The following is a 21,783-nucleotide window of genomic DNA, read 5'->3' as shown; positions in this document are numbered from 1 at the left end:
AACGATTTCTGTGGTTTTTATTTTTTTTAGAAACTGTTTAAATCAATTTCAGTAGCAAATGTTTTGGGCTTTATCTACTTTGGTAATTCCTGCTTTCATTGCATAAAAATTGTAAAAAAACAATTTGTTATTTCATTTAATCAGGGCTAAAATACTTTTGTATTGATTATTTATTCCATATTCTCCAAGCTTTTTCTGCCTGAAAAACCAACATTTCATATCCATTTTTAATCGTTGCTCCTTTTTTCTTGGCTTTCTTTAAAAATTGAGTTTCCTCTGGATTGTAAATTAAATCAAATGCAATGTGTTTATTAGTAAAAAACTCATACGGAATTGGTGGAAATTCCTTCACATTTGGGCTTGTACCAAGTGGCGTACAATTTATAATTATTTGAAAATTATCAAATGTTGTGGCGTTAATTCTGTCGTAACCTATAGTTTTTTCAGTTGCTTCTCTAGAAACAAACGTGTAAAAAATATCTAATTCATCTAGCGCAAATGCAACAGCTTTTGCTGCACCACCAGTTCCAAGAATCAAAGCTTTTTTATGATGAGGTTGGAGTAGTGGTTCTAATGATTTTTTAAATCCATACCAATCCGAGTTATAACCTTTTAAGTTGCCTTTTTTTGTAAAACGAATTACGTTTACAGCTCCAATTTTAAACGCTTTATCAGATAAAGTATCAAGAAACGGAATAACACTTTCTTTGTAAGGAATTGTAACATTCAATCCTTTTAAGTCTGGATTGTTTTTTAAAATTGTTGGAAATTCTTCAATTGTTGGAATTTCAAAATTATCATAAGAATAATCACTAAATAAATCAGCCGAAAATTTTTCTGTAAAGTATTTTTTAGAAAACGAATAGCCGATTTCTTTTCCTAGTAGTCCAAATTTATTCTTGTTTTGTTGCATAAATCATAATTGGAACCATATAAGAACATCTTACTTTTTTACCATTTTGTTCACCTGGAATCCATCTAGGCATTGATTTTAAAACTCTTATTACTTCATTTGCCATTCCATAACCAATATCACGAATTATTTTAATGTTACTAATAGTTCCATCTTTTTCAATAACAAATGAAGCAAATACTTTTCCTTTTATTTCACTTTCTTTCATTTCATTTGTCAACTTTATATTTCTTGACATAAATGAATTAAATTTTTCGGTTCCGCCAGGAAATTCTGGTTTTACTTCAATTCCTGCAGTATTGTAAATTGCGTTATCATCAATTTCTTGATCCATTTCACCTTTTGGAGGTTCTATTGTTGCATCATTATCGCCAATGTATTGTTTTACAGTTGATATTTTTCCTTCTGATTTTGGCTCTACTTTTGTAACTTCTTTTGTTTGTTTTTTAACGGTTTTCTTCTTTTTAGTTTGACTAAAAGCAGAAATTGAAAGTAGTATTGTAAATAATAAAAATATTCGTTTTATCATAATTATGTTTTTTAAGAAATGTGGTGCATTGTTAGCAGAGAATCTTCCTTCGTCAGATTGACAGGATTATGTGAATTTAATTTTTTTGTTATTTAAACTTTTAAACAATTTAAATTTTTAAACTAAACTATCTAAACTATTAAACAATTTAAACTAAACTACCTAAACTTTCTAAAGATGTTTCTTTATATAATTTTGAACTTTTCGTCTTGCCCAAACCACAGGAAACAATTCTTCTAAAATACTTTTATCTTCAAAGTTTATTCTTAATGCATTGGTTAAATGAAAACTTCCTTTTTTGTCATCTGCCAACATAAAGTTTAATCCTGCCAAACGGTATTCTATTTGTGCTTGATCTGGAAAAAATTCTGATGCTTGCATTAGCGCTAAAATTGAAGCTTCAAATTCGCCAATATATTGCAAAATATCAACCCAATACAACCAAATTTCTAACGTTGCATCGCCAAGAGAAACTGCTTTTCTATAACCAAATTCAGCTTCTTCAAAGAAATTCATTGCTTTATTAATGTTTGCATATCGTTTCCAATATGCCTTGTTTTGGTCGTCAATTTCTAATGCTTTGTTTACATAAAACAATGCTTTAGGATAGTTTTTTTGACGTGTATAAAAATCGGTTATAGCAATCCAACCTTTGTCTAAAAGTGGATCTTCGTGAACCGTTTGATTGTAAAATTTTAATGCTTCGGCTTTGTTACCTAATCGTTCGTGGCATTTTCCAATTCTTAGTAGTGCATACGAAGTTGGATCGTCTAAATCGATAGTTTTTTGGTAATTTTCAATTGCATCTTCATAGCGTTTTAGCTTTTCTAATGCTTTTCCGTTTTCCATAAAAGCGCCAACAAATTCGTCATCTATGTAGGTTGCATATTCAAAGGCACGAACAGCATTTGGATAGTCTTTTAATCCATAATACAATCGTCCAATTTGATGCCAGGCAATTTCACTGTACGGATTTTTGTCTATATATTGAAGTAAATAATCTATTGCTTCTTGGTTTTGATCTAGAAATTCGTGGCAATAAACTACGTTATATAATGCAGATTGATCTTCTAAATCTTCGTCAAGACAGCGAATAAAATTTTCTTTAGCCAATTCTAAATTGTCCATAAAAAGATATTCCATACCAATAAGATTATAAACATCGGCTAAATCGTCAGTATATTTTAATGCTTCTTTAAGTAGTTCTACCGCTTTTTCGTGGTTGTCTCTTTTAGAATATATATTGGCTTTTTGAATGTAAATTTCTTCATTAGTTGGTTCAATGGCATACAACTCATTTAGCATTTTTTCGGCAATGTCTAACTTGTCATCATAAACTAGCATTTCTACCTGAACTAGTTTAAGTCCAGTAGATTTTGGGTGTTGCTCAAGAGCTAATTTTAAAGCTTTTTTAGCCAAATTGGCTTTTCCCATATCAAGATAGTGAAGTATAATTTCTTCAAATTCTTCTGAATCAAAAAACAAAACTTTGTTGGTTTTCAACATCGATTCGAATTTGGATAATGATACTTGGTAATCGTCTTCTTCTTCGTCGCTTAATTGCATACTATTTTCGTATTGATTAGCTTACATAAAAGTAAGTAAAATCTTTTTGTATTATCGATTTTTTATTTTTGTTGTGAACAATTTAATTAACAAGCAATTTGTTGTTTATTGTTTTTAGTTTTTGGTTTATTTTTTTTGAATATTTTATTCTTTTTTAAAATAATAATTGGTTTCTGTGTACCAACTTGTTTGATTTCCGTTGGGATAACTGTGAACATATCTTAATAGTAAATACTGATTGTTTATTACAATTGGTGTTGTTTTTCTGTTAAAAAAATCTTCTCTTTCATATACCAAAGGAACATTTTTTAAGAATATTGAATCGTTATATTTTATGTCAAAAATCTTTAAAACATCTTCGGTGGTTAAATTATCTTTATTATTAGATACGAAAATACGGTTTACTTGAGTTTTTTGTTGACCAACAATTTCATTCCAACCATTTATTTTGTAACAAATTAATTTCCATTTTGTTGATTGATTTATTGATGGTATTATGTCTTTTGTATTAAATTTTTGAATATTTTGAATTTCATTTGTGAATGTTTTTAATGAATCTATATTTTTTACTAGAATTAAATTCTTTTGAAATTTACTCAACTGATTTTCTTGTGAAAATGTACTTATTGAGAATGAAATTATAAATAATAATAGTAATTTTTTCATTTTAAATCTTGCATTATAAATAATGACTAACTTATTGAATAATAATGAACTAAAGTGGTTGGCTTAGCCCAGAGTGAAACGGCATCCTTTTTAACTTTTTTTTTAAAGTTAAAAAGATATAGTGGAAAGCTGGAAATAGCTTCAAATTAACCTTAAACCTTAAACTTTAAACCCGAAACTATTTCATCCATTGCTTCTAGAATTATGGCGCAACCTTCTCGAATTTCGTCCATTGAAATGGTTAGTGGTGGCGTTATTCGAATTGCATTTCCTTCAAATAGTAGCCAAAATAATATTAATCCTTTGTCTTGACATTTAAAAATTACTTGATTGGTAATTTCTGGGCTTGATGTCATCGCTGCTAACATTAATCCGATTCCTCTAACTTCTTGTATCAAAGGATGTACCAAAAGTTGGCGAAAGAGTTTTTCTTTTTCAAGTGTTTGTGGAATTAGATCTGTTTCTACAATTTCTTGAAGTGTTGCAAGGCAAGCTGCGGCAATTACTGGATGTCCGCCAAAGGTTGTTATGTGACCCAATTTAGGATTGTCACTAAGTAAATCCATGTATTCTTCTTTGGCTACAAAAGCGCCAACTGGCATTCCGCCTGCCATTCCTTTTCCAATTATTATAACATCTGGAACTACATTGTAGTTTTCAAAGCCAAATAATTTTCCTGTGCGACCAAATCCTGGTTGAATTTCATCTATAATTAATAGTGCGCCAACTTCTTCGCAACGTTTTTTTATTTTTGCCAAAAAGTCAGCTTCTGGTTGAATAAATCCTGCGCCACCTTGAATACTTTCTAAAATTATTCCTGCGGTTTTGGTAGTTATTTTTTCAATATCGGCTTCGTTATTGAAGGTTATAAAATCTACATCTGGAATTAATGGACGAAAAACTTGCTTACGTTCTTCAAATCCCATAACACTCATCGAACCCATTGTGTTGCCATGATAGGCATTGTGACACGATATTAATTGACTTCTGCCAGTAACTCTTCGAACCAATTTTAATGCGCCTTCGCAAGCTTCGGTTCCTGAATTTACTAGATAAACTTTGTTTAATTGTGGTGGAAGTAATGATGCTAACAGTTTGCAATATTCTACTGCTGGACTTTGAGCATATTCGCCATAAACCATGACGTGCGAATATTTATCTAATTGATTTTTAATAGCATCGTTAACGCGCTTGTTTTGATGACCAAGTGAAACTGCAGAAACTCCGGCAACAAAATCTAAATATTTTTTATTATCGCAACTGTATATGTACGAACCTAATGCATAGAAAATGTTGATTCCTAATGGATATGGTGTTGTTTGAGCTTGGTATTTTAGGAAATCTTGATTCATATTTTTGCCATTAAGTCGCAAAGGCACAAAGTTTTAATTAATAATTAAATGTTACTTGTAACTCTTTTAAAAGATTTAATTTTTTGCAAATTTATGAAATTACCATCAGCAAGTTGTGTTATTAAGATATTTTTATGTTTGAAATGTTACTCAAATTTTTATATTTGTGCATCGTGATAAAAAACAGCTTCATTATGAAAAAAATAATTTTACTTGTATTGATTGGCTTAACGCTAACTGCAAATGGACAAAAGAAAAAAAGCAAAAAAATGATTAAGAATAAAAAAGAAGTGGTTGAAGAAAAAAAAACAGTTGTATATCAAGTTTTTACACGATTATTTGGAAATAAAAACACTACCAACAAACCTTGGGGAACAATTCAAGAAAATGGAGTAGGAAAGTTTAACGATTTTACTGACAAAGCACTTACAGAAATAAAAAATCTTGGCGTTACTCATATATGGTATACTGGCGTTCCGCATCACGCATTGGTAAATAATTATACAAAATTTGGAATTTCTAATGATGATCCAGAAGTGGTAAAAGGTAGAGCAGGTTCGCCTTATGCTGTGAAAGATTATTATAATGTAAATCCAGATTTGGCAGTTGATCCAGCTAAAAGATTACAAGAATTTGAAGCTTTAATTTCTAGAACTCACAAAATTGGCTTAAAATTATTGATAGACATTGTTCCTAATCATATCGCTAGAAAATATGAAGGAAAATCTAATCCAGTTGGCGTTAGAGATTTTGGTGCCGATGATAATGTAACTATTGAATATGCTAGAGATAATAACTTTTATTACATTCCTGGACAGCCATTTCAAGTACCAACATCAGAAAATTATAAACCATTAAATGGAGAAAAAAACCCATTGATTGACAGAAAATTTAATGAAAATCCTGCAAAATGGACAGGAAATGGTTCTAGATTGGCAAAACCAGATATAAATGATTGGTATGAAACTGTAAAAGTAAATTATGGAATTAAACCAGACGGAAGTAAAGATTTTCCTGAATTACCAGAAGGATTTGATAAAAAATCTATAAAAGAACATTACGAATTTTGGAAAGGAAAAAGTGTTCCTAGTTCTTGGATGAAGTTTAGAGATATTGCTTTGTATTGGACAGATAAAGGTGTTGATGGTTTTAGATTTGATATGGCAGAAATGGTTCCGTATGAGTTTTGGAGTTATATGAATTCGGCAATAAAAATGAAAAATCCTGATGCTTTTTTATTGGCAGAAGTTTACAATCCGAAAGAATATAGAAATTATATTAAATTAGGAAAAATGGATTATTTGTATGACAAAGTAGAAACTTATGATTATTTAAAAGATATAATTCAAGGTAAAAAATCGCCTGATGGATTGTCTGAGATTCAAAAAGGATTGTCAGATATTGAACATCATATGTTGCATTTTTTAGATAATCACGATGAACAACGTTTGGCAAGTCCAGAATTTGCTGGAACACCAGAAAAAGGAAAACCATTAATGGTAGTATCAGCAACAATTGGAACATCACCAATTATGATTTATTTTGGACAAGAAGTTGGAGAAGCTGGAAATGAAAATGCAGGATTTGGGACACATTCTAGAACTTCAATTTTTGATTATATTGGAGTTCCAAATCACCAACGTTGGATGAATGGAGGAAAATTTGACGGTGGACAATTATCACAATCAGAAAAAGACTTGCGTGATTTTTATAAAAGACTTTTAAATTTCACTAAAAATAGTTCCGCTTTAATGGGAAAATTTGAAGAAATTCAATCTGCAAATAGAGATAAAAGTGATGGTTACAAGGAAGGAATTTATTCTTATGTTCGTTATTCTGATACAGAAAAACTTATTGTTGTAACTAATTTTTCTTGGGTTAGTGATGCTTCATTTGATTTAAAAATTCCTGCAGAAATAATTAAAACTTGGAAATTAAAAGATGGAAATTATACAATGGTTGATCAACTTTATAGTACTAAAACGCAATTAAAAGTTGTGAATGGAGAAGGTAATGTGACTTTGGATTTAAAGCCAAGTGAGAGTTTTATTTTAAAATTGTAATTTTTAGTTAGTAATAAAAATATAGGTTTGAACAATTGTTATTTATAAGTGCAAATTTGTTAAAATAAAAATTACAATAAGTAATCTGATTACTTTTATAGTAAAATAATTTATACTTATGTTTTTAATTCTTTTAATTTCCTGGACTATGAATACAGTTTTGATTTTCGATTTTACTAAAGAAAGTATCATTGATAATTGGAAAATTGTGGATGATGGAGTAATGGGTGGACTTTCTACAAGCAATTTTTTTGTTGACAATACTGGAAATGGTGTTTTTAAAGGAACAGTTTCCACAAAAAACAGTGGTGGATTTTGTTCTGTTCGACATTTTTTTAAACCATTGTCAATTAAATCTAACAAGACTTTTTGGATTCGCGTAAAAGGTGATGGAAAAAAATATCAGTTTAGGGTGAAATCAACAGTTAGCGATTCTCATTCTTATATATATGAATTTCAAACAACAACAGATTGGCAAAATATCCAAATCCCAATAAATGAAATGTATGCTTCTTTTAGAGGAAGAACGTTAAATATTCCTAATTATGATGGAACTACTTTAGAAGAAATAGCATTTTTAATTGGAAATAAAAAAGCAGAGAGTTTCGAATTATTAATTGATAAAGTTGAAGTGAAATAATAAAAAAGCCATTTGAGATTAAAATCAAATGGCTTTTTTTTATTACTTCAAAATCGTCTGTTTTCTATCTGGTCCAACAGAAACAATTTTTATAGGAATTTCAACTTCTTTTTCTATAAATTCTATATACTCTTTTAATTCTTTAGGAAGTTCAGCGTAAGTTGTCATTCCAGTTAAATCGGCTTTCCAACCTTTACATTCAGTATAAATTGGTTTAACGTTTTCTTCTTCAATATTATAAGGTAAATGGTGTATTTCTTTTCCTTTGTAATTATATGATGTACATACTTTTAAATTTTCAAAACCCGAAAGTACATCGCCTTTCATCATCATTAATTGTGTAACTCCATTTACTTGAATTGCATATTTTAAAGCAACTAAATCCAACCAACCACAACGTCTTTTTCTTCCTGTTACAGATCCAAATTCGTTTCCAACACTTGCCATTAAATCGCCAGCTTCTTCAAAATCTTCGGTAGGAAATGGTCCAGAACCAACACGAGTTGTGTAAGCTTTAAAAATTCCATATACTTCTTTTATTTTATTTGGAGCAATTCCCAAACCAGTACAAGCTCCAGCAGCAGTTGTATTTGAAGAGGTTACAAATGGATAAGTTCCAAAATCTACATCTAATAATGAACCTTGTGCACCTTCGCAAAGAATTGATTTTCCTACTTTTTGTGCTTGATGCAAATATTCTTCGCTATCAATAAAATCTAGTTTTTTTAATTCTTCAATGGCTTCAAAAAATTCTTTTTCTAATTCTGGTAAATTATATTGAATGGAAACATCGTAGAATTTTATCATTTCTTCGTGTTTGTTTGCCAAAGCACGATATTTTTCTTTAAAATCTGCCAATTCAATATCGCCAACACGAATTCCGTTTCTACCAGTTTTGTCCATATAAGTTGGTCCAATTCCTTTTAACGTTGAACCAATTTTGGCTTTTCCTTTCGATGCTTCGCTTGCTGCATCAAGTAATCTGTGCGTTGGTAAAATTAAATGTGCTTTTCTAGAAATTATTAATTTGGATTTTAAATCTAAATTAAATTTTGCCAAGCCATCAATTTCACTTTTAAAAACTACAGGATCAATTACAACTCCGTTTCCAATTACATTAATATTATTATCGTGAAAAATTCCAGAAGGTATTGTTCTTAAGACGTGCTTTATTCCATCAAATTCTAATGTGTGACCAGCATTTGGTCCGCCTTGAAAACGCGCAATAATATCATATTTAGAAGTAAGAACGTCTACAATTTTTCCTTTTCCTTCGTCACCCCATTGTAATCCTAATAATAAATCTACGGTCATTGTGCTGTTGTTTGTTATTTGGTAGAGACGTTGCATTGCAACGTATCTGATTATTTATTTAGAAACGTTGCAATGCAACGTTTTTACTGCAACGTATCTACGGTTTTTTTGTGCCATAAAAATACAACGAATGACTATTAATATCAATGTTGAAAATTTCTTCTATGGTTTTTTTTATAGTTTGTATTCTTGGATCGCAAAATTCTATTACTTCTCCAGAATCAGTCATTATTATATGATCGTGTTGTTTATCGAAATACGATTTTTCGTAATGCGCTTGATTTTGCCCAAATTGGTGTTTTCTAACCAAAGCACAATCTAAAAGAAGTTCAATTGTATTGTATAATGTGGCTCGAGAAACTCTGTAGTTTTTATTTTTCATTTTGATATATAAATTTTCTATATCAAAATGTTCTTCGCTATTGTAAATTTCTTGAAGTATAGCGTAACGTTCAGGTGTTTTTCTGTGACCTTTGGCTTCAAGATAAAGTGTAAAAACATTTTTTACAATCTCTTGATTTTTATTGTTATCGGTTGCAATTAGTGTCATATCTGGCAAAGATAATTTATTAGAGTATGTAATGAAAATTTATTAAAGTAAAATTTAGCTGTGAGTTTTGGGTTGTGAGTTTCAAATTTATAAGAATTTAAAATTTTAATACCAAATGATATTATATTTCGAAATTTAATTCAATTTACTCACAACTCATAACCCAAAACCCACAACAGATTTTTTTAATTAGTATAAACTCGAGTAACCTTATCAATTCCATCAATTTTTTTAATGTTATCCATTAATTTTTTCAAGATGGTATTATTTTGAACTACAACTGTAACTTGACCATTAAAAATTCCTGCTTCGCCACTCAATGAAATGCTTTGGATATTTACATTCATCTGACTAGAAATCACTTTAGTAAGTTCATTTGTTAAACCAATACTATCCATTCCTGTAATTTTTAAAATGGCTTTAAATTCTTGTTGTGAAGAATCTATCCATTTGGCTTGCATTACTCGATAAGCATAATTAGATTGCATACTTAATGCGTTTGGACAATCGCGTTTGTGTACTTTTATACCTTCGTTTATGGTTACAAACCCAAAAACTTCATCGCCAGGAATTGGATTACAACAAGTAGAAAGTTTATAATCTAATCGATCTTCTTCTTTTCCAAAAACTAATAAATCATAATTATTGACATCGTTTTTAAAATTTTCAGATTGTGTACCTGGAGATCGTTTAATTTTATTTTTAAAGAAATTAATTAAAGTATTACTTTTTTGTGCTGCATAATCTTTTAATTGCTGATTTTCTATTGCGCCTGCACCCATTCTGTAAAATAAATCTTGACTTGTTTTTAATTTGAAAAAATTAACTAATTCATTAAGAACACTTTCACTTAAAGTAATTTTTAAATGTCGTAACTTTCTAGTTAATAATTCTTTGCCTTCTTCAGATATTTTTTTAGTATCGTCGTTTAAAACGTTTCTAATTTTATTTTTGGCTCTAGATGTTGTTACATAATCTAGCCAATGCAAAGTAGGTTTTTGGTTAGCAGAAGTTATAATTTCTATTTGGTCTCCACTTTTTAATTCGTGATTTAATTGAACTAATTTTCCGTTTACACGAGTTCCGCGCGTTCTAATTCCTATTTCTGAGTGAATACTAAAGGCAAAATCTAACGAAGTTGCACCTTTAGGAAGCGATTTTATTTCTCCTTTTGGAGTAAAAACAAAAATTTCTTTGGCATACAAATTCATTTTGAAATCTTCAACAAAATCGACTGCGTTGGTTTCAGAATTTTCTAATGCTTCTTTTAATAAATTTAACCAAACATCTAATCCACCTTCTTCTGTAGCGCCTTGTTTGTATTTATAATGTGCAGCGTAACCTTTTTCGGCAATTTCGTCCATTCGTTCACTTCGTACTTGAATTTCTACCCAACGACCTTTTGGTCCCATAACTGTAATGTGCAATGCTTCGTAACCAGTTGATTTTGGTGAAGAAATCCAATCTCGCAATCTACTTGGACTTGGACGATAATGATCTGTTACAATGGAATAAATTTTCCAAGCTAGAAATTTTTCATCGTGAAGATTTGATTTGTAAATAATTCTAAGAGCAAATTTGTCATAAACTTCGTCAAAACTTACATTTTGAGCAGCCATTTTTCTTCGAATAGAATAAATAGATTTTGGTCGACCTTTAATTGTATATTCTACATTTTCATCATTCATAGATTTTTTTAAAACTGACGAAATAGATTCAATGTAAGCGTCTTGTTCTTCCTTGGTTTCTTTTATTTTTCCAACAATATCATTATAAACCTCTGGTTCGGTGTATTTTAAACCTAAATCTTCTAGCTTTGTTTTAATATTATACAAACCCAGTCTGTGTGCCAATGGAGAATAAATATATAAAGTTTCAGATGCAATTTTAACTTGTTTGTATTCTGGCATTGCATCCATAGTTTGCATATTGTGCAATCTATCGGCAATTTTTATCAAGATTACCCTAACGTCATCATTTAATGTGAGTAGCATTTTACGAAAATTTTCCGCTTGCATAGACACATTCATATCTTTTTTAACTTGCGAAATTTTGGTTAATCCTTCAACTAGTTGTGCAATTTTAGGATTAAACATTTTTTCAATATCTTGTATGGTAATATCAGTATCTTCAACAACATCGTGCATTAAAGCTGCTGCGATACTTGTAGCACCAAGACCAATTTCTGACGCTACAATTTTAGCCACACCAATAGGATGAAAAATATAAGCTTCGCCAGATTTGCGTCTTTGATCTTTGTGTGCATCAACTGCAACATCAAATGCTTTTCTGATTAATTTTTTATCTTCTGCTGTAAGTGTTTGATAACTAATGCGTAGCAACTCTTTGTATTCTCGTGCGAGTGCTTTTTTTTCTTCTTCAATTTCAATTTCAGTCATAGTGATTCTTCAATACTCTAAAATTAGAAATAATAATTGAAATTCCAATAAAAAAATTCCAAATTCAATAAAATAATGAATTTGGAATTTTAATAATATAGTAATGCCGCTTAGCGACTGTTGCTTCTTTAATTAATTTAGTAATCAAATATGCCGAAAACTTTGAAAAGAAAAACTTTCCAAGAACGAAAAAATTAATACCAAAAGCTTGTTGATAAGTCCCAAGCCCAGCAATTGAGCAAAATTGTTGTTAGCAGAAGTTTTTAATTTATAGAAATAGGAATAACGTACGAGCATCTTACAAATGCTCCTGCTTGATGTCCTGGTTGCCACCTCGGAAGAATACTTACGATTCTTAATGCTTCACTATTTAGTTCAGGATTTGAACTTTCCATAATTTCAATTTGACTTGTTCTACCTTTGACATCTATTACGAATTTAACTTTCACTTTTCCTTTGTTATTCTTAATGGACTTATAATCAATGTTATCGCTAATAAACTGAAATAATTTTTCACTGCCACCATAAAACATTGGATTTACTTGTGATGATAAATAGAAATATCTTAAAATTTCATAGTCTAATTCTTTCCCATTTTCGCCAAGTAAAGTTTGAATACCATCTTCCTTTCTGAAAAAAGTAGCTTTTATAGTTTTATTATCCTTGTAAATTTCAAGCTGATCATTCCCTTTACAACTTGCAATTAGTTTAGAATCTTTAAAGTATTCTGTATCAGCTATAATGTTGCCATTTTTAAATTCAGTTGATATAAGAATATTATTTTTTTCATCATACAGTTTCCAAATTCCAGTTTGTTGTTCGTTTGTGTCTAGGGAATTTATCGTTTCTCCTTTGTATTCAATTTCACTTTGACCAAATGAACATGTATTTATTACTAAAAACATGATTGTGTATTGTAAAAGATATTTCATTTTGAATTTGGGTTTTAAAATTTCTGCCAACTTATTAATTACTCTCTACTAAAATCTAAATCGTGAAAATCATAACTAAAATCAGTAAGAGGTGAAATAGCTTTCATTTTAAAATGATTTGCGTTTCCGTTGGCATCTAAATCAAAGAAAATATGAGCATCGGCATTGTAGCTTCTGTTGTTCCATTTTACAATAAAATTTTGATATTTGTAAAACAAAATCTCTCCTATTAAACCTAATGAACGCTTGGAAGCAAAATATAATTTACCTTTTTTTTCAGATATAGTTATTTCTCCAAACCAATTATCATTATAAGTTCCAATGTATTTTTTAACATCAATTTTAGATTTTTCTTTTAAATTCTGATTGACTTTAGCCCAAACTTCATCAGTCATTTTATCTGCATTGTCTTCTTGCAATTTTCTATTCGCGCTTAAAGTTTCAACATGATCTGGAAAGCTTAAACCCAAATAACTGTCTTTTATAGTATTAGAAATTGCATTAAAAGCCGAACCAGATTGTTGATTGGTTAATACAATAATTCCTAAATTAATATCTGGAAACATAATTGTTTGCGTAACAATTCCGTCTAATCCGCCAGTATGCGAAACTTGTAAATGACCATTAATATCGGTTAATTGCCAACCTAAACCATAACTTTTAAAGTTAGTTGTATATGGTAAATTATTTCCTAAAGGCAAAATGGTTTGCGATTTCCACATTTCTTTTTGTACTTTTTCGCTAAACAATTGATTTTGGTTATTACTTCCATATTTTCCTTTATTTAATTGAGCAATTACCCATTTAGACAAATCGTTAGTGCTAGAATAAATTCCGCCTGCAGCATCTAAAATTGTATTTTTATATCTAGTAATTACTTCTAATTTTCCATCAGTTGGAACATGCGGAACAATTGTATTTGTGGTATCTTTTAATCTATTAAATGTTGCTGCGCTAGAATTCATTTGTAAAGGTTTCATAATTCGTTCTTCAATAAAATCGCACCAAGATTTTCCAGAAACGTTTACAATTACTTCTCCAGCAATTACATACAGTAAATTATCATAATCATATTTAGTTCTAAATGCCGAAACTGGTTTTAAATAATGAATATTTTTAATAATATCTTTTGGAGTAAAATTATGTCCATCTGGCCAAATCATTAAATCTCCAGCGCCAAGCCCAAGTCCGCTTTTGTGAGTCAATAAATCGCGAATTGTAAATTCGTTGGTAACATAATCATTATACATTTTAAATTCTGGAATGTATTTTATTACTTTATCATCCCAATTTAATTTTCCTTCATCAACTAACATTCCAAGTGCTGCAGATGTAAATGCTTTACTATTAGATGCTATTCCAAACATAGTATTTCCGTCAACTTTTTCTTGAGTTTTTATGTTTTTTACACCATAACCTTTAGAAATCACCACTTTTCCGTCTTTAATAATTGCAACTGCAATTCCTGGAACATTAAAAGTTTTCATTGTTCTAGAAACTACATCATCAAGTTTGGATTCGTCTATTTGAGAAAACGATAATAAAGTAACTAAAAATAGGAGCGAAGTAAAAAAGAATTGTTTCATATTAAAGTTTTATAAAAAGCAAATTTGCATAAATTATATCCGTTTTTGATATTATTTATGCAAATTTAGTGCGATTTTAAAAAAATTATCTTCTAGCAATAAGTTTGTCTAAGCTGTAACTTCCTGCGCCAGTAAAAAATAATGCTATATAGATAACAAAATATACAAAAGCTGTATTAATTTCTGAACCATTATCACCTTTATCAATTACAGAAAAGTGTATTATATTTACAATAATATATCCCATACATATAATTAAAGGAATTAATGCTACACGTGTAAACAATCCTAAAATTAAAAGAATACTACAAAAGAATTCTGCTAAAATGGTTAATGCCAATGGAAATTTTCCTGTCATACCAAGAAAACTTACATTTTTAGCCCAAAAATCTGATGCTGCCATTTCTTCAAAATGAATTAGTTTTTCGTAGCCATAAAAAGCCATTAAAACGCCAATAATAATTCTGATAAGTAATAATCCAAAGGATAAATTAATTGGATGCGAAGAGAATAATAATAGTTTTTTCATAAAAATAGGTTTGGTTAAATAGTTTACAAAGTTTAAATATTTAAAAGATTATTTTTAAAAACATTAAACAATTCTTAAAATTCAAATTTATGAAAATATTCTTTACAATTTGCTTTTTTAATTTTTTTTAAGATTTTAGATTAAAAACCTCTTTGTCTTTTGGCTTCAAATAATAAAATTGCTGCTGCCACAGAAACATTCATCGAATCTATTTCGCCTTGCATTGGAATAATTATATTTTGAATTGATTTTTGTCTCCATATTTCTGATAATCCAGTAGCTTCTGTTCCAACAACTAAAGCAGTTGGTATTGTGTAATCTTGAGTATGATAGTAAATAGAATTTTGCAAAGTAGCTCCAAAAATAGAAATATTTTTTTCTTTTAAATAGGAAATAACTTCTTCTGAAGATGCAGTTGCAATTTGATTTGTAAACAAGCAACCAACGCTAGAACGCACAATATTAGGATTGTATAAATCGGTTTTAGGATTGGCAATTATTACTGCGTCAATATTAGCAGCGTCGGCAGTTCGTAACATTGCACCAAGATTTCCTGGTTTTTCTATTGCTTCAACAACTAAAATTAATGGATTTTTAGATAAATTTAAATCTGATAATTGTAACGATTTGGTTTTTGCTACAGCAATTATTCCTTCGGTTGTATCTCTATAAGCTAGTTTTTGATATACTTCTTTGTTAATTTCAACAAATTCTATAGAATCACTTTCATTTGTATTTGAGTAGAAAAAAGCATTTTGAATTTCTGCTTCTGAAATAATTTCTGGAAGAAATAAAATAGTTACTAATTCATATTTTCCTTTTAATGCCAATTCTATTTCGCGTTTTCCTTCAATTAAAAAAGTTCCAGATTGCTTTCTTGCTTTGGCTTTTTCTTGAAGTAATACTAACGATTTTATAAACGGATTTTGTATGGAAGTTATTTGTTTCAAAACAATTATTAGTGTAAAATTATTTTTGTGTAAAGGTACTTTCTTTTTTTAAATTATAATTATTTTGTAAAATACAGCCAACCCATTAATGGTTCTAAATAATCAATATCATTCAAATTTAAAATGTAATAAAAGGTAGATTTTGGAGAGTTTGAAGAATCAAATCTAAAATTTTCATTAGAAAATCCATCCCAATCTGGCGAATTATTATTTCCTGTCCATATAAGTTTTCCCCAACGATTGTAAATTTGTAAATCAAAATTTATAAAAACATCTCGTAAACCTTTTACAAAAAACACATCATTTGCACCATCATTATTGGCAGAAACATAATTATAAACTGTTGGCGGACAATTATTTGTAGTTAATAAAAAAGATGTTATTGTAAAACAATTTTCATTTTCTATTCTAATAAAAATTTCTTTAGGAGTTGCATTTGATGTATAATTGGTAGGATTTAAAATTGGATTAGTAGTATTATTTGCATCAACATTTGTTTCATAATAATGAATAAAAGTGTCAGACGTATTTTCTAAAACCAACTGATCGTAATTGCCAAAATTAAATGTTCCTTTCGTTAATCCTTCGTTGCAAGAATTTAATGGTAAAAGCGGATTAGCATTTGGCGAAAGCAAAAAAGTTATTATTTGCGAAAAAGTGTTGTTGTTTTCTAATAGTTCAGTTCTAATTCCAGTACCATTTCCTGTATCATCAACTACAAAAAGTAGTGTGAAATTAGTTGGAATAGTATCAGGAATTACTAGTGAAATAGTACTAGACCAACTTCCACCAATTGGAATTGGAATTGTGGTTTCTGTAAAATTTAAAAATTGACCATTAACGTAAATTGCAATTGGAGTTCCGCTAATTAATTCGTTGGTAGCATTAAAATTAGAAACTGTAAAATTTACATTTATAATTTTAGAATTGCACTCTTGTAAAACATTGTCAATTACAATCGTTGCATCTGGAAGTTGGCTATTTAATTTTGTAACAATTGTATTTATCATAACAAAATCTTGACCAGAAGTAAGCTGAATTTGAGCACTTGTGTCACCAATATTTATATTATTTTGAATATTATATACATCCAAATCCATATTATACAAAGTAGTATTTCCTGTAAAACTATTGGTTCCGTTAAACGCATTATTTACTGGGTTTAATGGTGGATTACTTATTGGATTTCCGTTAATTGTTAGGGTTTCATTTACTTGAATATTTCTATCGCCTTCCCATGCAACAAATCCAATTTTAGCATCGGTATTATCAACCACATTTAAACTGCTTAAAGAAATTGTTAAAACAGATGGAACACTTTGTAAACCATCGTAAACATTGACTTGATTAATTGGTAAAACATTATTTTTATAAATTATCACAAGTGCCCAACCTGCAAAATTGGTTCCATTATTGCAATAGTCAAAAGCATTTAAAAAGCTAGAAACATCTAAATTTGATAATGTATAATTTGCACTTCCAGTTGCTTGGACTTGTGAAGTTACATCTGCGAAAGCACTAAAAAATGGTTTTCCTGAACTTTGTTGAGTAAGAGCAAATGTTCTTTGTGCAGTAATATCTTGACTATTTAATGTTACATCAAAATCTCCAGTTCCAGATCCAGCCCAATATAAATAAGCATTTTCTATAACATCACTAGAATTTAAAAGTAAAGTAGCATCAGAAGAAGTTAAAATTAAACAAGGATCATTACCTGTATTTTCGGCAACATTCATAGTATTTCCAAGAAAAGTAAAATCATAACGACCATTAAACTGACTATATAAAGCAACGTTTTGAGCAGAAATTAAGCCAAAATTTAAGCAAATTATACTAAAAAGTAAATAATGTAGTTTTGTTTTCACGAATAAAAAATCTTATTTAAAATTTAAAATTACTCAATTATTTTTATTGATACTATTTTAAAAATGATTTTATTTTTTTGAATTGAAAAATAAAAGTGTAATTTTCCAATGTTTTAAAATTTGATGTGAAAAACTATACAGTTAGACAATATAAAGAAGAAGATTTTGATGTTTGGAATGCTTTTGTTAGCGTTGCCAAAAATGCTACTTTTCTGTTTAACAGAGATTTTATGGAATATCATAAAGACAGATTTGATGATTATTCTTTGATGGTTTTTGATGAAGAAAAACTTGTAGCAATTTTACCAGCAAATAGAGTAGAAGATGCTGTTTTCTCACATTTTGGATTAACTTATGGTGGATTGGTTTTAGGAGAAAAAGCAAAATTAAGCACTACAATTGTACTATTTAGATGTATTTTATTTTTTTTAAACGAAAATAAAATTGAGAAGTTAACTATAAAAATGCTACCTAGTTTTTATTGCGAATCTTTTTCAGATGAGTTGGCGTATTGTTTATTTCTTGCAAATTCTAAACTAGTTCGTGCCGATTCACTTGCAACAATTGATTTATCGAAACCTTATTTTATTTCTAAAACCAGAAAAGAAAGTATTCGTCGTGGAGAAAAAAACGGATTAATTATTAAAGAAGAATTGAATTTTGAATTGTTTTGGAATGAAATTTTGATTCCGAATTTAGATAAAAAGCACGAAGTAAAACCAGTTCATTCAATAGAAGAAATAACTAAATTGCAACAGAAATTTCCAGAAAACATTAGACATTTTAATGTATATGATACTAATAAAATTGTTGCAGGAACAACAGTTTTTATAGCTAAAAATGTAGTTCATCCACAATATGTATCCGGAAATGCAGCTAAAAATGAATTGGGAAGTTTAGATTACCTTTACCATCATTTAATTAGTGAAGTTTTTAAAAATTATTATTATTTTGACTTTGGAATTTCTAATGAAGAGCAAGGAAGAAAAATTAATGAAGGATTACTTTTTTGGAAAGAAAGTTTTGGAGCAAAAACGGTAATTCAAAATTTTCAAGAAGTGCAAACTTCCAATTATTATTTGCTAGACAACGTTTTATTATGATTAAATTTCTCGATTTACAAAAAATAAATGCAACTTATCAGGAGCAATTTCAAGCTAAAATGAAATTGGTTTTTGACAAAGGTTGGTTTATTTTGGGCGATGAAGTTAAAGAGTTTGAAACTAATTTTGCAAAATATTGTGGAACAAAATATTGCATTGGAGTAGGAAATGGTTTGGATGCATTGGTTTTAATTTTTAAAGCATACATTGAACTTGGAAAACTCAAAAAAGGTGACGAAGTTATCGTTCCTGCAAATACCTATATTGCTAGTGTTTTGGCAATTTTACATGCCGATTTAGTTCCGGTTTTGGTAGAACCAAAATTAGAAACTTATAACATAAATCCAGATTTAATTGAAGAAAAAATAACTTTAAAAACCAAAGCTATTTTGCCAGTTCATCTTTATGGACAATTGTGTCAAATGGATAAAATAAATGCAATTGCAAGTAAGTATAATTTATTAGTTGTTGAAGATGCAGCGCAAGCACAAGGTGCAAGAGAAAGTGTTCAGTCATCAGTTATTAGTGATCAGTCAAAGTTTGCTGAAATTAACAACTCGAAACTTGAAACTCACAACTCGCAACTCTCAACGCGTAACTCAGTTTCAGCTTTTAGTTTTTATCCAGGTAAAAATTTAGGTGCGCTTGGCGATGCAGGAGCAATTACAACCGATGATGATGAACTTGCAGCAGTTTTATTTTCTTTAAGAAATTATGGTTCACAAAAGAAATATTATAATGAATATGTAGGTATAAATTCTCGTTTAGACGAAATTCAAGCTGCATTTTTAAATATAAAATTACCTTTTTTAGATGCTGATAATGAAGCAAGAAGACGAATTGCAAAACGCTATTTATCTGAAATTAAAAATGATAAAATAATTTTGCCAACTTGGGATTTAACCACCAATCATATCTTTCATTTATTTGTAATTAGAACTGAAAATAGAAAGGATTTACAAGATTATTTAATGCAAAATGCTATTGAAACAGTTATTCATTATCCTATTCCTTCGCACAAGCAAAAGGCGTTTGAGTCATGGAATGATTTATCTTTTCCTATAACAGAGAAGATTCATAATGAAGTTTTGAGTTTGCCAATTAGTCCAGTTTTGAGTGATGCTGAGGTTGGATTTGTTATTGAAATTTTAAATAATTATTAATGAATTTCAATAAAGAGATATTGTCTAGTTCGTTATTTAAAGCCACAACTTTAAATGGATTGAGTATCATTTTAAAAATTTCTATTGGATTTATTACTTCTAAAATTATTGCACTTTTTATTGGAGCAAGTGGAATGGCTTTGGTTGGAAATTTGAGAAATTTTATAACTACTATTGAAGCATTTGGAACATTAGGGTTTGAAAATGGAGTTGTAAAGTATGTAGCAGAACATAAAAATGAAGAGGAGAAACTAAAGAAAGTTTTATCTACAATTTTCTTTTCTGTTTTAATTTCTTGTTTTCTTTTGAGTATAATTTTGTTTTTTTTTTCAGATTATTTTAATGCATTACTATTTGGAAATCAGTTTCAATATTCTTTTATTTTTAAATTTCTTTCATTAGCATTACCATTTTATATTGGAAATATTTTTTTAATAGCAACAATAAATGGATTTAATGAATATAAAAAAGTTATTTATATTAATATCATTGGTAATTTTATTGGATTATTAGTGTCAGCATTTTTAATTTGGAAATTTAAAATTGATGGTGCATTACTATCAATTGTACTTACACCATCACTTTTATTTTTAATTTCATTCTTTTTTGTAAACAAAAATATTAAGCTTTTTGATAAAATAGATTTTAAATCTTATAATTTTTATTTTCTAAAAAGTATGTCATCCTATTCTTTAATGGCATTAATTTCGGCAATTTTGGGACCAATTGTGTTGATTGCAATTCGTAAATTTATTATTGATAAAGTAGGAATTCATGAAGCTGGATTTTGGGAAGCAATGACTAGAATTTCATCTTATTATTTTCTATTTATAACATCATTAATAGCTATTTATTTTTTTCCAAAAATGGCTGCCGCAAAATCTAATAATGAAACAAAGATTCTCTTTTGGAAGTATTATAAAAGAATTTTGCCATTGTTTGTTTTTGGATTATTGATTATTTTTATTCTAAAAGACTTTATTATTCAAGTGCTTTTTACCAAAGAATTTCTTCCAGTTTCTAAGTTGTTTTTTTGGCAATTAATTGGCGATACTTTTAAAGCAGCTTCTATTATTTTAGGATATCAATTTTTTGCAAAAAAAATGACTAAAGCTTTTATAATTTCTGAATTATTTTCGTTATTTATTTTATATTTTAGTAGTATTTATTTTGTTACTATCTATAATATTGAAGGCGTTGTAATTGCTCATTCTGTAACTTATTTTATTTATTTTATAACGTTAAGCATCTATTTTAGAAAAAGTTTATTTTCTTAGTTGAAGCATTTCATAATCGCCTTTACCGTTTCCGAAAACTATTACTTTATCATATTTTTCTAAATTGATTTTTTCTTTAATTCGATTTACTTTTTCATTTCCATAACAGTTTTTTGTTTTAAAGTTTCCAGAAATTTTATTGTTAATAATTTCTAATTCAGTTGTTATTAATTGAATTTTGTTTTTCTCAGACCAATTAATAATCCACTCTTGAAATGAAGCAGTTACAATATAAATTTCAGCATTATTTTGTTGTTGATTTTTAATTGTTTTCCAAATGGTTTGATTAAGATTTTTTGAAATATTTTCATTAGAAAATTGCTTTCCTTTTTCTAAAAACATATTATAGTCTTCCTCTTTAAAAAAATATGAAATAAATTTTTGTT

19 protein-coding genes are annotated in these 21,783 nt (G+C 28.7%); 5 read left to right on the top strand and 14 right to left on the bottom strand.

Going from position 1 to position 21,783, the window contains the following annotated elements; translation table 11 throughout:
• Positions 1–166: 166 nt before the first annotated feature.
• From ACH2BC_RS11325 to ACH2BC_RS11305, 5 genes are all read right to left on the bottom strand, one after another.
• Positions 167–913 carry a shikimate dehydrogenase family protein gene (locus ACH2BC_RS11325; RefSeq protein WP_395054112.1) on the bottom strand — a complete coding sequence of 249 codons (747 nt, stop codon included), beginning with the start codon at positions 911–913 and terminating at the stop codon, positions 167–169.
• A complete protein-coding gene (locus ACH2BC_RS11320; protein ID WP_395054111.1) occupies positions 894–1,442 on the bottom strand; it encodes an energy transducer TonB in 549 nt (182 codons plus the stop codon). The genes ACH2BC_RS11325 and ACH2BC_RS11320 overlap by 20 nt, the downstream gene beginning before the upstream one ends.
• A 171-nt stretch (positions 1,443–1,613) precedes the next feature.
• A complete protein-coding gene (locus ACH2BC_RS11315; RefSeq protein ID WP_395054110.1) occupies positions 1,614–3,008 on the bottom strand; it encodes a tetratricopeptide repeat protein in 1,395 nt (464 codons plus the stop codon).
• A gap of 144 nt (positions 3,009–3,152) precedes the next feature.
• Positions 3,153–3,674 carry a hypothetical protein gene (locus tag ACH2BC_RS11310; RefSeq protein ID WP_395054109.1) on the bottom strand — a complete coding sequence of 174 codons (522 nt, stop codon included), beginning with the start codon at positions 3,672–3,674 and terminating at the stop codon, positions 3,153–3,155.
• A gap of 152 nt (positions 3,675–3,826) precedes the next feature.
• The gene (locus ACH2BC_RS11305) at positions 3,827–5,026 is read right to left on the bottom strand and encodes an aspartate aminotransferase family protein (RefSeq protein ID WP_395054108.1); all 1,200 of its coding nucleotides are present in this window, start codon (positions 5,024–5,026) and stop codon (positions 3,827–3,829) included.
• A 194-nt stretch (positions 5,027–5,220) separates the two neighbouring features.
• Between ACH2BC_RS11305 and ACH2BC_RS11300 the strand changes: the two genes are divergently transcribed.
• A complete protein-coding gene (locus ACH2BC_RS11300; RefSeq protein WP_395054107.1) occupies positions 5,221–7,089 on the top strand; it encodes an alpha-amylase family protein in 1,869 nt (622 codons plus the stop codon).
• 148 nt (positions 7,090–7,237) lie between these two features.
• On the top strand, positions 7,238–7,729 hold the full coding sequence (locus ACH2BC_RS11295) for a CIA30 family protein (RefSeq protein WP_395054106.1): 492 nt from the start codon (positions 7,238–7,240) through the stop codon (positions 7,727–7,729).
• A 42-nt stretch (positions 7,730–7,771) separates the two neighbouring features.
• On the opposite strand, the gene ACH2BC_RS11290 is transcribed toward ACH2BC_RS11295, so the two are convergent.
• The 8 genes from ACH2BC_RS11290 to ACH2BC_RS11255 all read right to left on the bottom strand — a co-directional run bounded on the left by ACH2BC_RS11290 (position 7,772) and on the right by ACH2BC_RS11255 (position 17,854).
• Positions 7,772–9,043 (bottom strand): adenylosuccinate synthase, encoded by a 1,272-nt coding sequence (locus ACH2BC_RS11290; RefSeq protein WP_395054129.1) that lies wholly within the window; start codon positions 9,041–9,043, stop codon positions 7,772–7,774.
• Between the two features lie 97 nt (positions 9,044–9,140).
• A complete protein-coding gene (locus ACH2BC_RS11285; RefSeq protein ID WP_395054105.1) occupies positions 9,141–9,593 on the bottom strand; it encodes a Fur family transcriptional regulator in 453 nt (150 codons plus the stop codon).
• 185 nt (positions 9,594–9,778) lie between these two features.
• Complete coding sequence (locus ACH2BC_RS11280; RefSeq protein ID WP_395054104.1) at positions 9,779–11,992, bottom strand: RelA/SpoT family protein; 2,214 nt, start codon at positions 11,990–11,992, stop codon at positions 9,779–9,781.
• Between the two features lie 263 nt (positions 11,993–12,255).
• Positions 12,256–12,924, bottom strand: coding sequence for an energy transducer TonB (locus ACH2BC_RS11275; RefSeq protein WP_395054103.1), 669 nt, complete (start codon positions 12,922–12,924; stop codon positions 12,256–12,258).
• A gap of 38 nt (positions 12,925–12,962) precedes the next feature.
• On the bottom strand, positions 12,963–14,510 hold the full coding sequence (locus ACH2BC_RS11270; RefSeq protein WP_395054102.1) for a serine hydrolase: 1,548 nt from the start codon (positions 14,508–14,510) through the stop codon (positions 12,963–12,965).
• A gap of 85 nt (positions 14,511–14,595) precedes the next feature.
• Complete coding sequence (locus tag ACH2BC_RS11265) at positions 14,596–15,039, bottom strand: DoxX family protein (protein WP_395054101.1); 444 nt, start codon at positions 15,037–15,039, stop codon at positions 14,596–14,598.
• 140 nt (positions 15,040–15,179) lie between these two features.
• Entirely contained in the window at positions 15,180–15,989 is an 810-nt protein-coding gene (locus tag ACH2BC_RS11260) for a TrmH family RNA methyltransferase (RefSeq protein WP_395054100.1), read from the bottom strand.
• Between the two features lie 59 nt (positions 15,990–16,048).
• Positions 16,049–17,854: a gliding motility-associated C-terminal domain-containing protein gene (locus ACH2BC_RS11255; protein WP_395054099.1), complete on the bottom strand. Its 1,806-nt coding sequence runs from the start codon at positions 17,852–17,854 to the stop codon at positions 16,049–16,051.
• Between the two features lie 125 nt (positions 17,855–17,979).
• On the opposite strand from ACH2BC_RS11255, the gene ACH2BC_RS11250 reads away from it, so the two are divergent.
• The 3 genes from ACH2BC_RS11250 to ACH2BC_RS11240 are packed head-to-tail and all read left to right on the top strand — an operon-like array spanning position 17,980 to position 21,397.
• Positions 17,980–18,957, top strand: a complete 978-nt coding sequence (locus ACH2BC_RS11250; protein ID WP_395054098.1) for a GNAT family N-acetyltransferase — start codon at positions 17,980–17,982, stop codon at positions 18,955–18,957.
• On the top strand, positions 18,954–20,120 hold the full coding sequence (locus ACH2BC_RS11245; RefSeq protein ID WP_395054097.1) for a DegT/DnrJ/EryC1/StrS family aminotransferase: 1,167 nt from the start codon (positions 18,954–18,956) through the stop codon (positions 20,118–20,120). The genes ACH2BC_RS11250 and ACH2BC_RS11245 overlap by 4 nt, the downstream gene beginning before the upstream one ends.
• Positions 20,120–21,397 (top strand): O-antigen translocase, encoded by a 1,278-nt coding sequence (locus ACH2BC_RS11240; RefSeq protein ID WP_395054096.1) that lies wholly within the window; start codon positions 20,120–20,122, stop codon positions 21,395–21,397. Before ACH2BC_RS11245 ends, ACH2BC_RS11240 begins: the two co-directional genes overlap by 1 nt.
• Here ACH2BC_RS11240 and ACH2BC_RS11235 read toward each other — a convergent pair.
• The coding region (locus ACH2BC_RS11235; protein WP_395054095.1) for an HAD-IB family phosphatase at positions 21,386–21,783 on the bottom strand (398 nt) is incomplete at its 5' end. The genes ACH2BC_RS11240 and ACH2BC_RS11235 overlap by 12 nt on opposite strands.

It is taken from the genome of Flavobacterium sp. (assembly GCF_043760115.1).
GTDB lineage: Bacteria > Bacteroidota > Bacteroidia > Flavobacteriales > Flavobacteriaceae > Flavobacterium.
The sequence above is the reverse complement of the archived record's forward strand: the minus strand, read 5'-3'. Positions and strand labels throughout refer to the sequence as shown.

Bases quoted from the DNA above. Each gene is read 5' to 3' on its own strand.
- ACH2BC_RS11325 (WP_395054112.1), bottom strand. From the start codon at position 913: ATGCAACAAAACAAGAATAAATTTGGACTACTAGGAAAAGAAATCGGC.
- ACH2BC_RS11320 (WP_395054111.1), bottom strand. From the start codon at position 1,442: ATGATAAAACGAATATTTTTATTATTTACAATACTACTTTCAATTTCT.
- ACH2BC_RS11315 (WP_395054110.1), bottom strand. From the start codon at position 3,008: ATGCAATTAAGCGACGAAGAAGAAGACGATTACCAAGTATCATTATCC.
- ACH2BC_RS11310 (WP_395054109.1), bottom strand. From the start codon at position 3,674: ATGAAAAAATTACTATTATTATTTATAATTTCATTCTCAATAAGTACA.
- ACH2BC_RS11305 (WP_395054108.1), bottom strand. From the start codon at position 5,026: ATGAATCAAGATTTCCTAAAATACCAAGCTCAAACAACACCATATCCA.
- ACH2BC_RS11300 (WP_395054107.1), top strand. From the start codon at position 5,221: ATGAAAAAAATAATTTTACTTGTATTGATTGGCTTAACGCTAACTGCA.
- ACH2BC_RS11295 (WP_395054106.1), top strand. From the start codon at position 7,238: ATGAATACAGTTTTGATTTTCGATTTTACTAAAGAAAGTATCATTGAT.
- ACH2BC_RS11290 (WP_395054129.1), bottom strand. From the start codon at position 9,043: ATGACCGTAGATTTATTATTAGGATTACAATGGGGTGACGAAGGAAAA.
- ACH2BC_RS11285 (WP_395054105.1), bottom strand. From the start codon at position 9,593: ATGACACTAATTGCAACCGATAACAATAAAAATCAAGAGATTGTAAAA.
- ACH2BC_RS11280 (WP_395054104.1), bottom strand. From the start codon at position 11,992: ATGACTGAAATTGAAATTGAAGAAGAAAAAAAAGCACTCGCACGAGAA.
- ACH2BC_RS11275 (WP_395054103.1), bottom strand. From the start codon at position 12,924: ATGAAATATCTTTTACAATACACAATCATGTTTTTAGTAATAAATACA.
- ACH2BC_RS11270 (WP_395054102.1), bottom strand. From the start codon at position 14,510: ATGAAACAATTCTTTTTTACTTCGCTCCTATTTTTAGTTACTTTATTA.
- ACH2BC_RS11265 (WP_395054101.1), bottom strand. From the start codon at position 15,039: ATGAAAAAACTATTATTATTCTCTTCGCATCCAATTAATTTATCCTTT.
- ACH2BC_RS11245 (WP_395054097.1), top strand. From the start codon at position 18,954: ATGATTAAATTTCTCGATTTACAAAAAATAAATGCAACTTATCAGGAG.
- ACH2BC_RS11240 (WP_395054096.1), top strand. From the start codon at position 20,120: ATGAATTTCAATAAAGAGATATTGTCTAGTTCGTTATTTAAAGCCACA.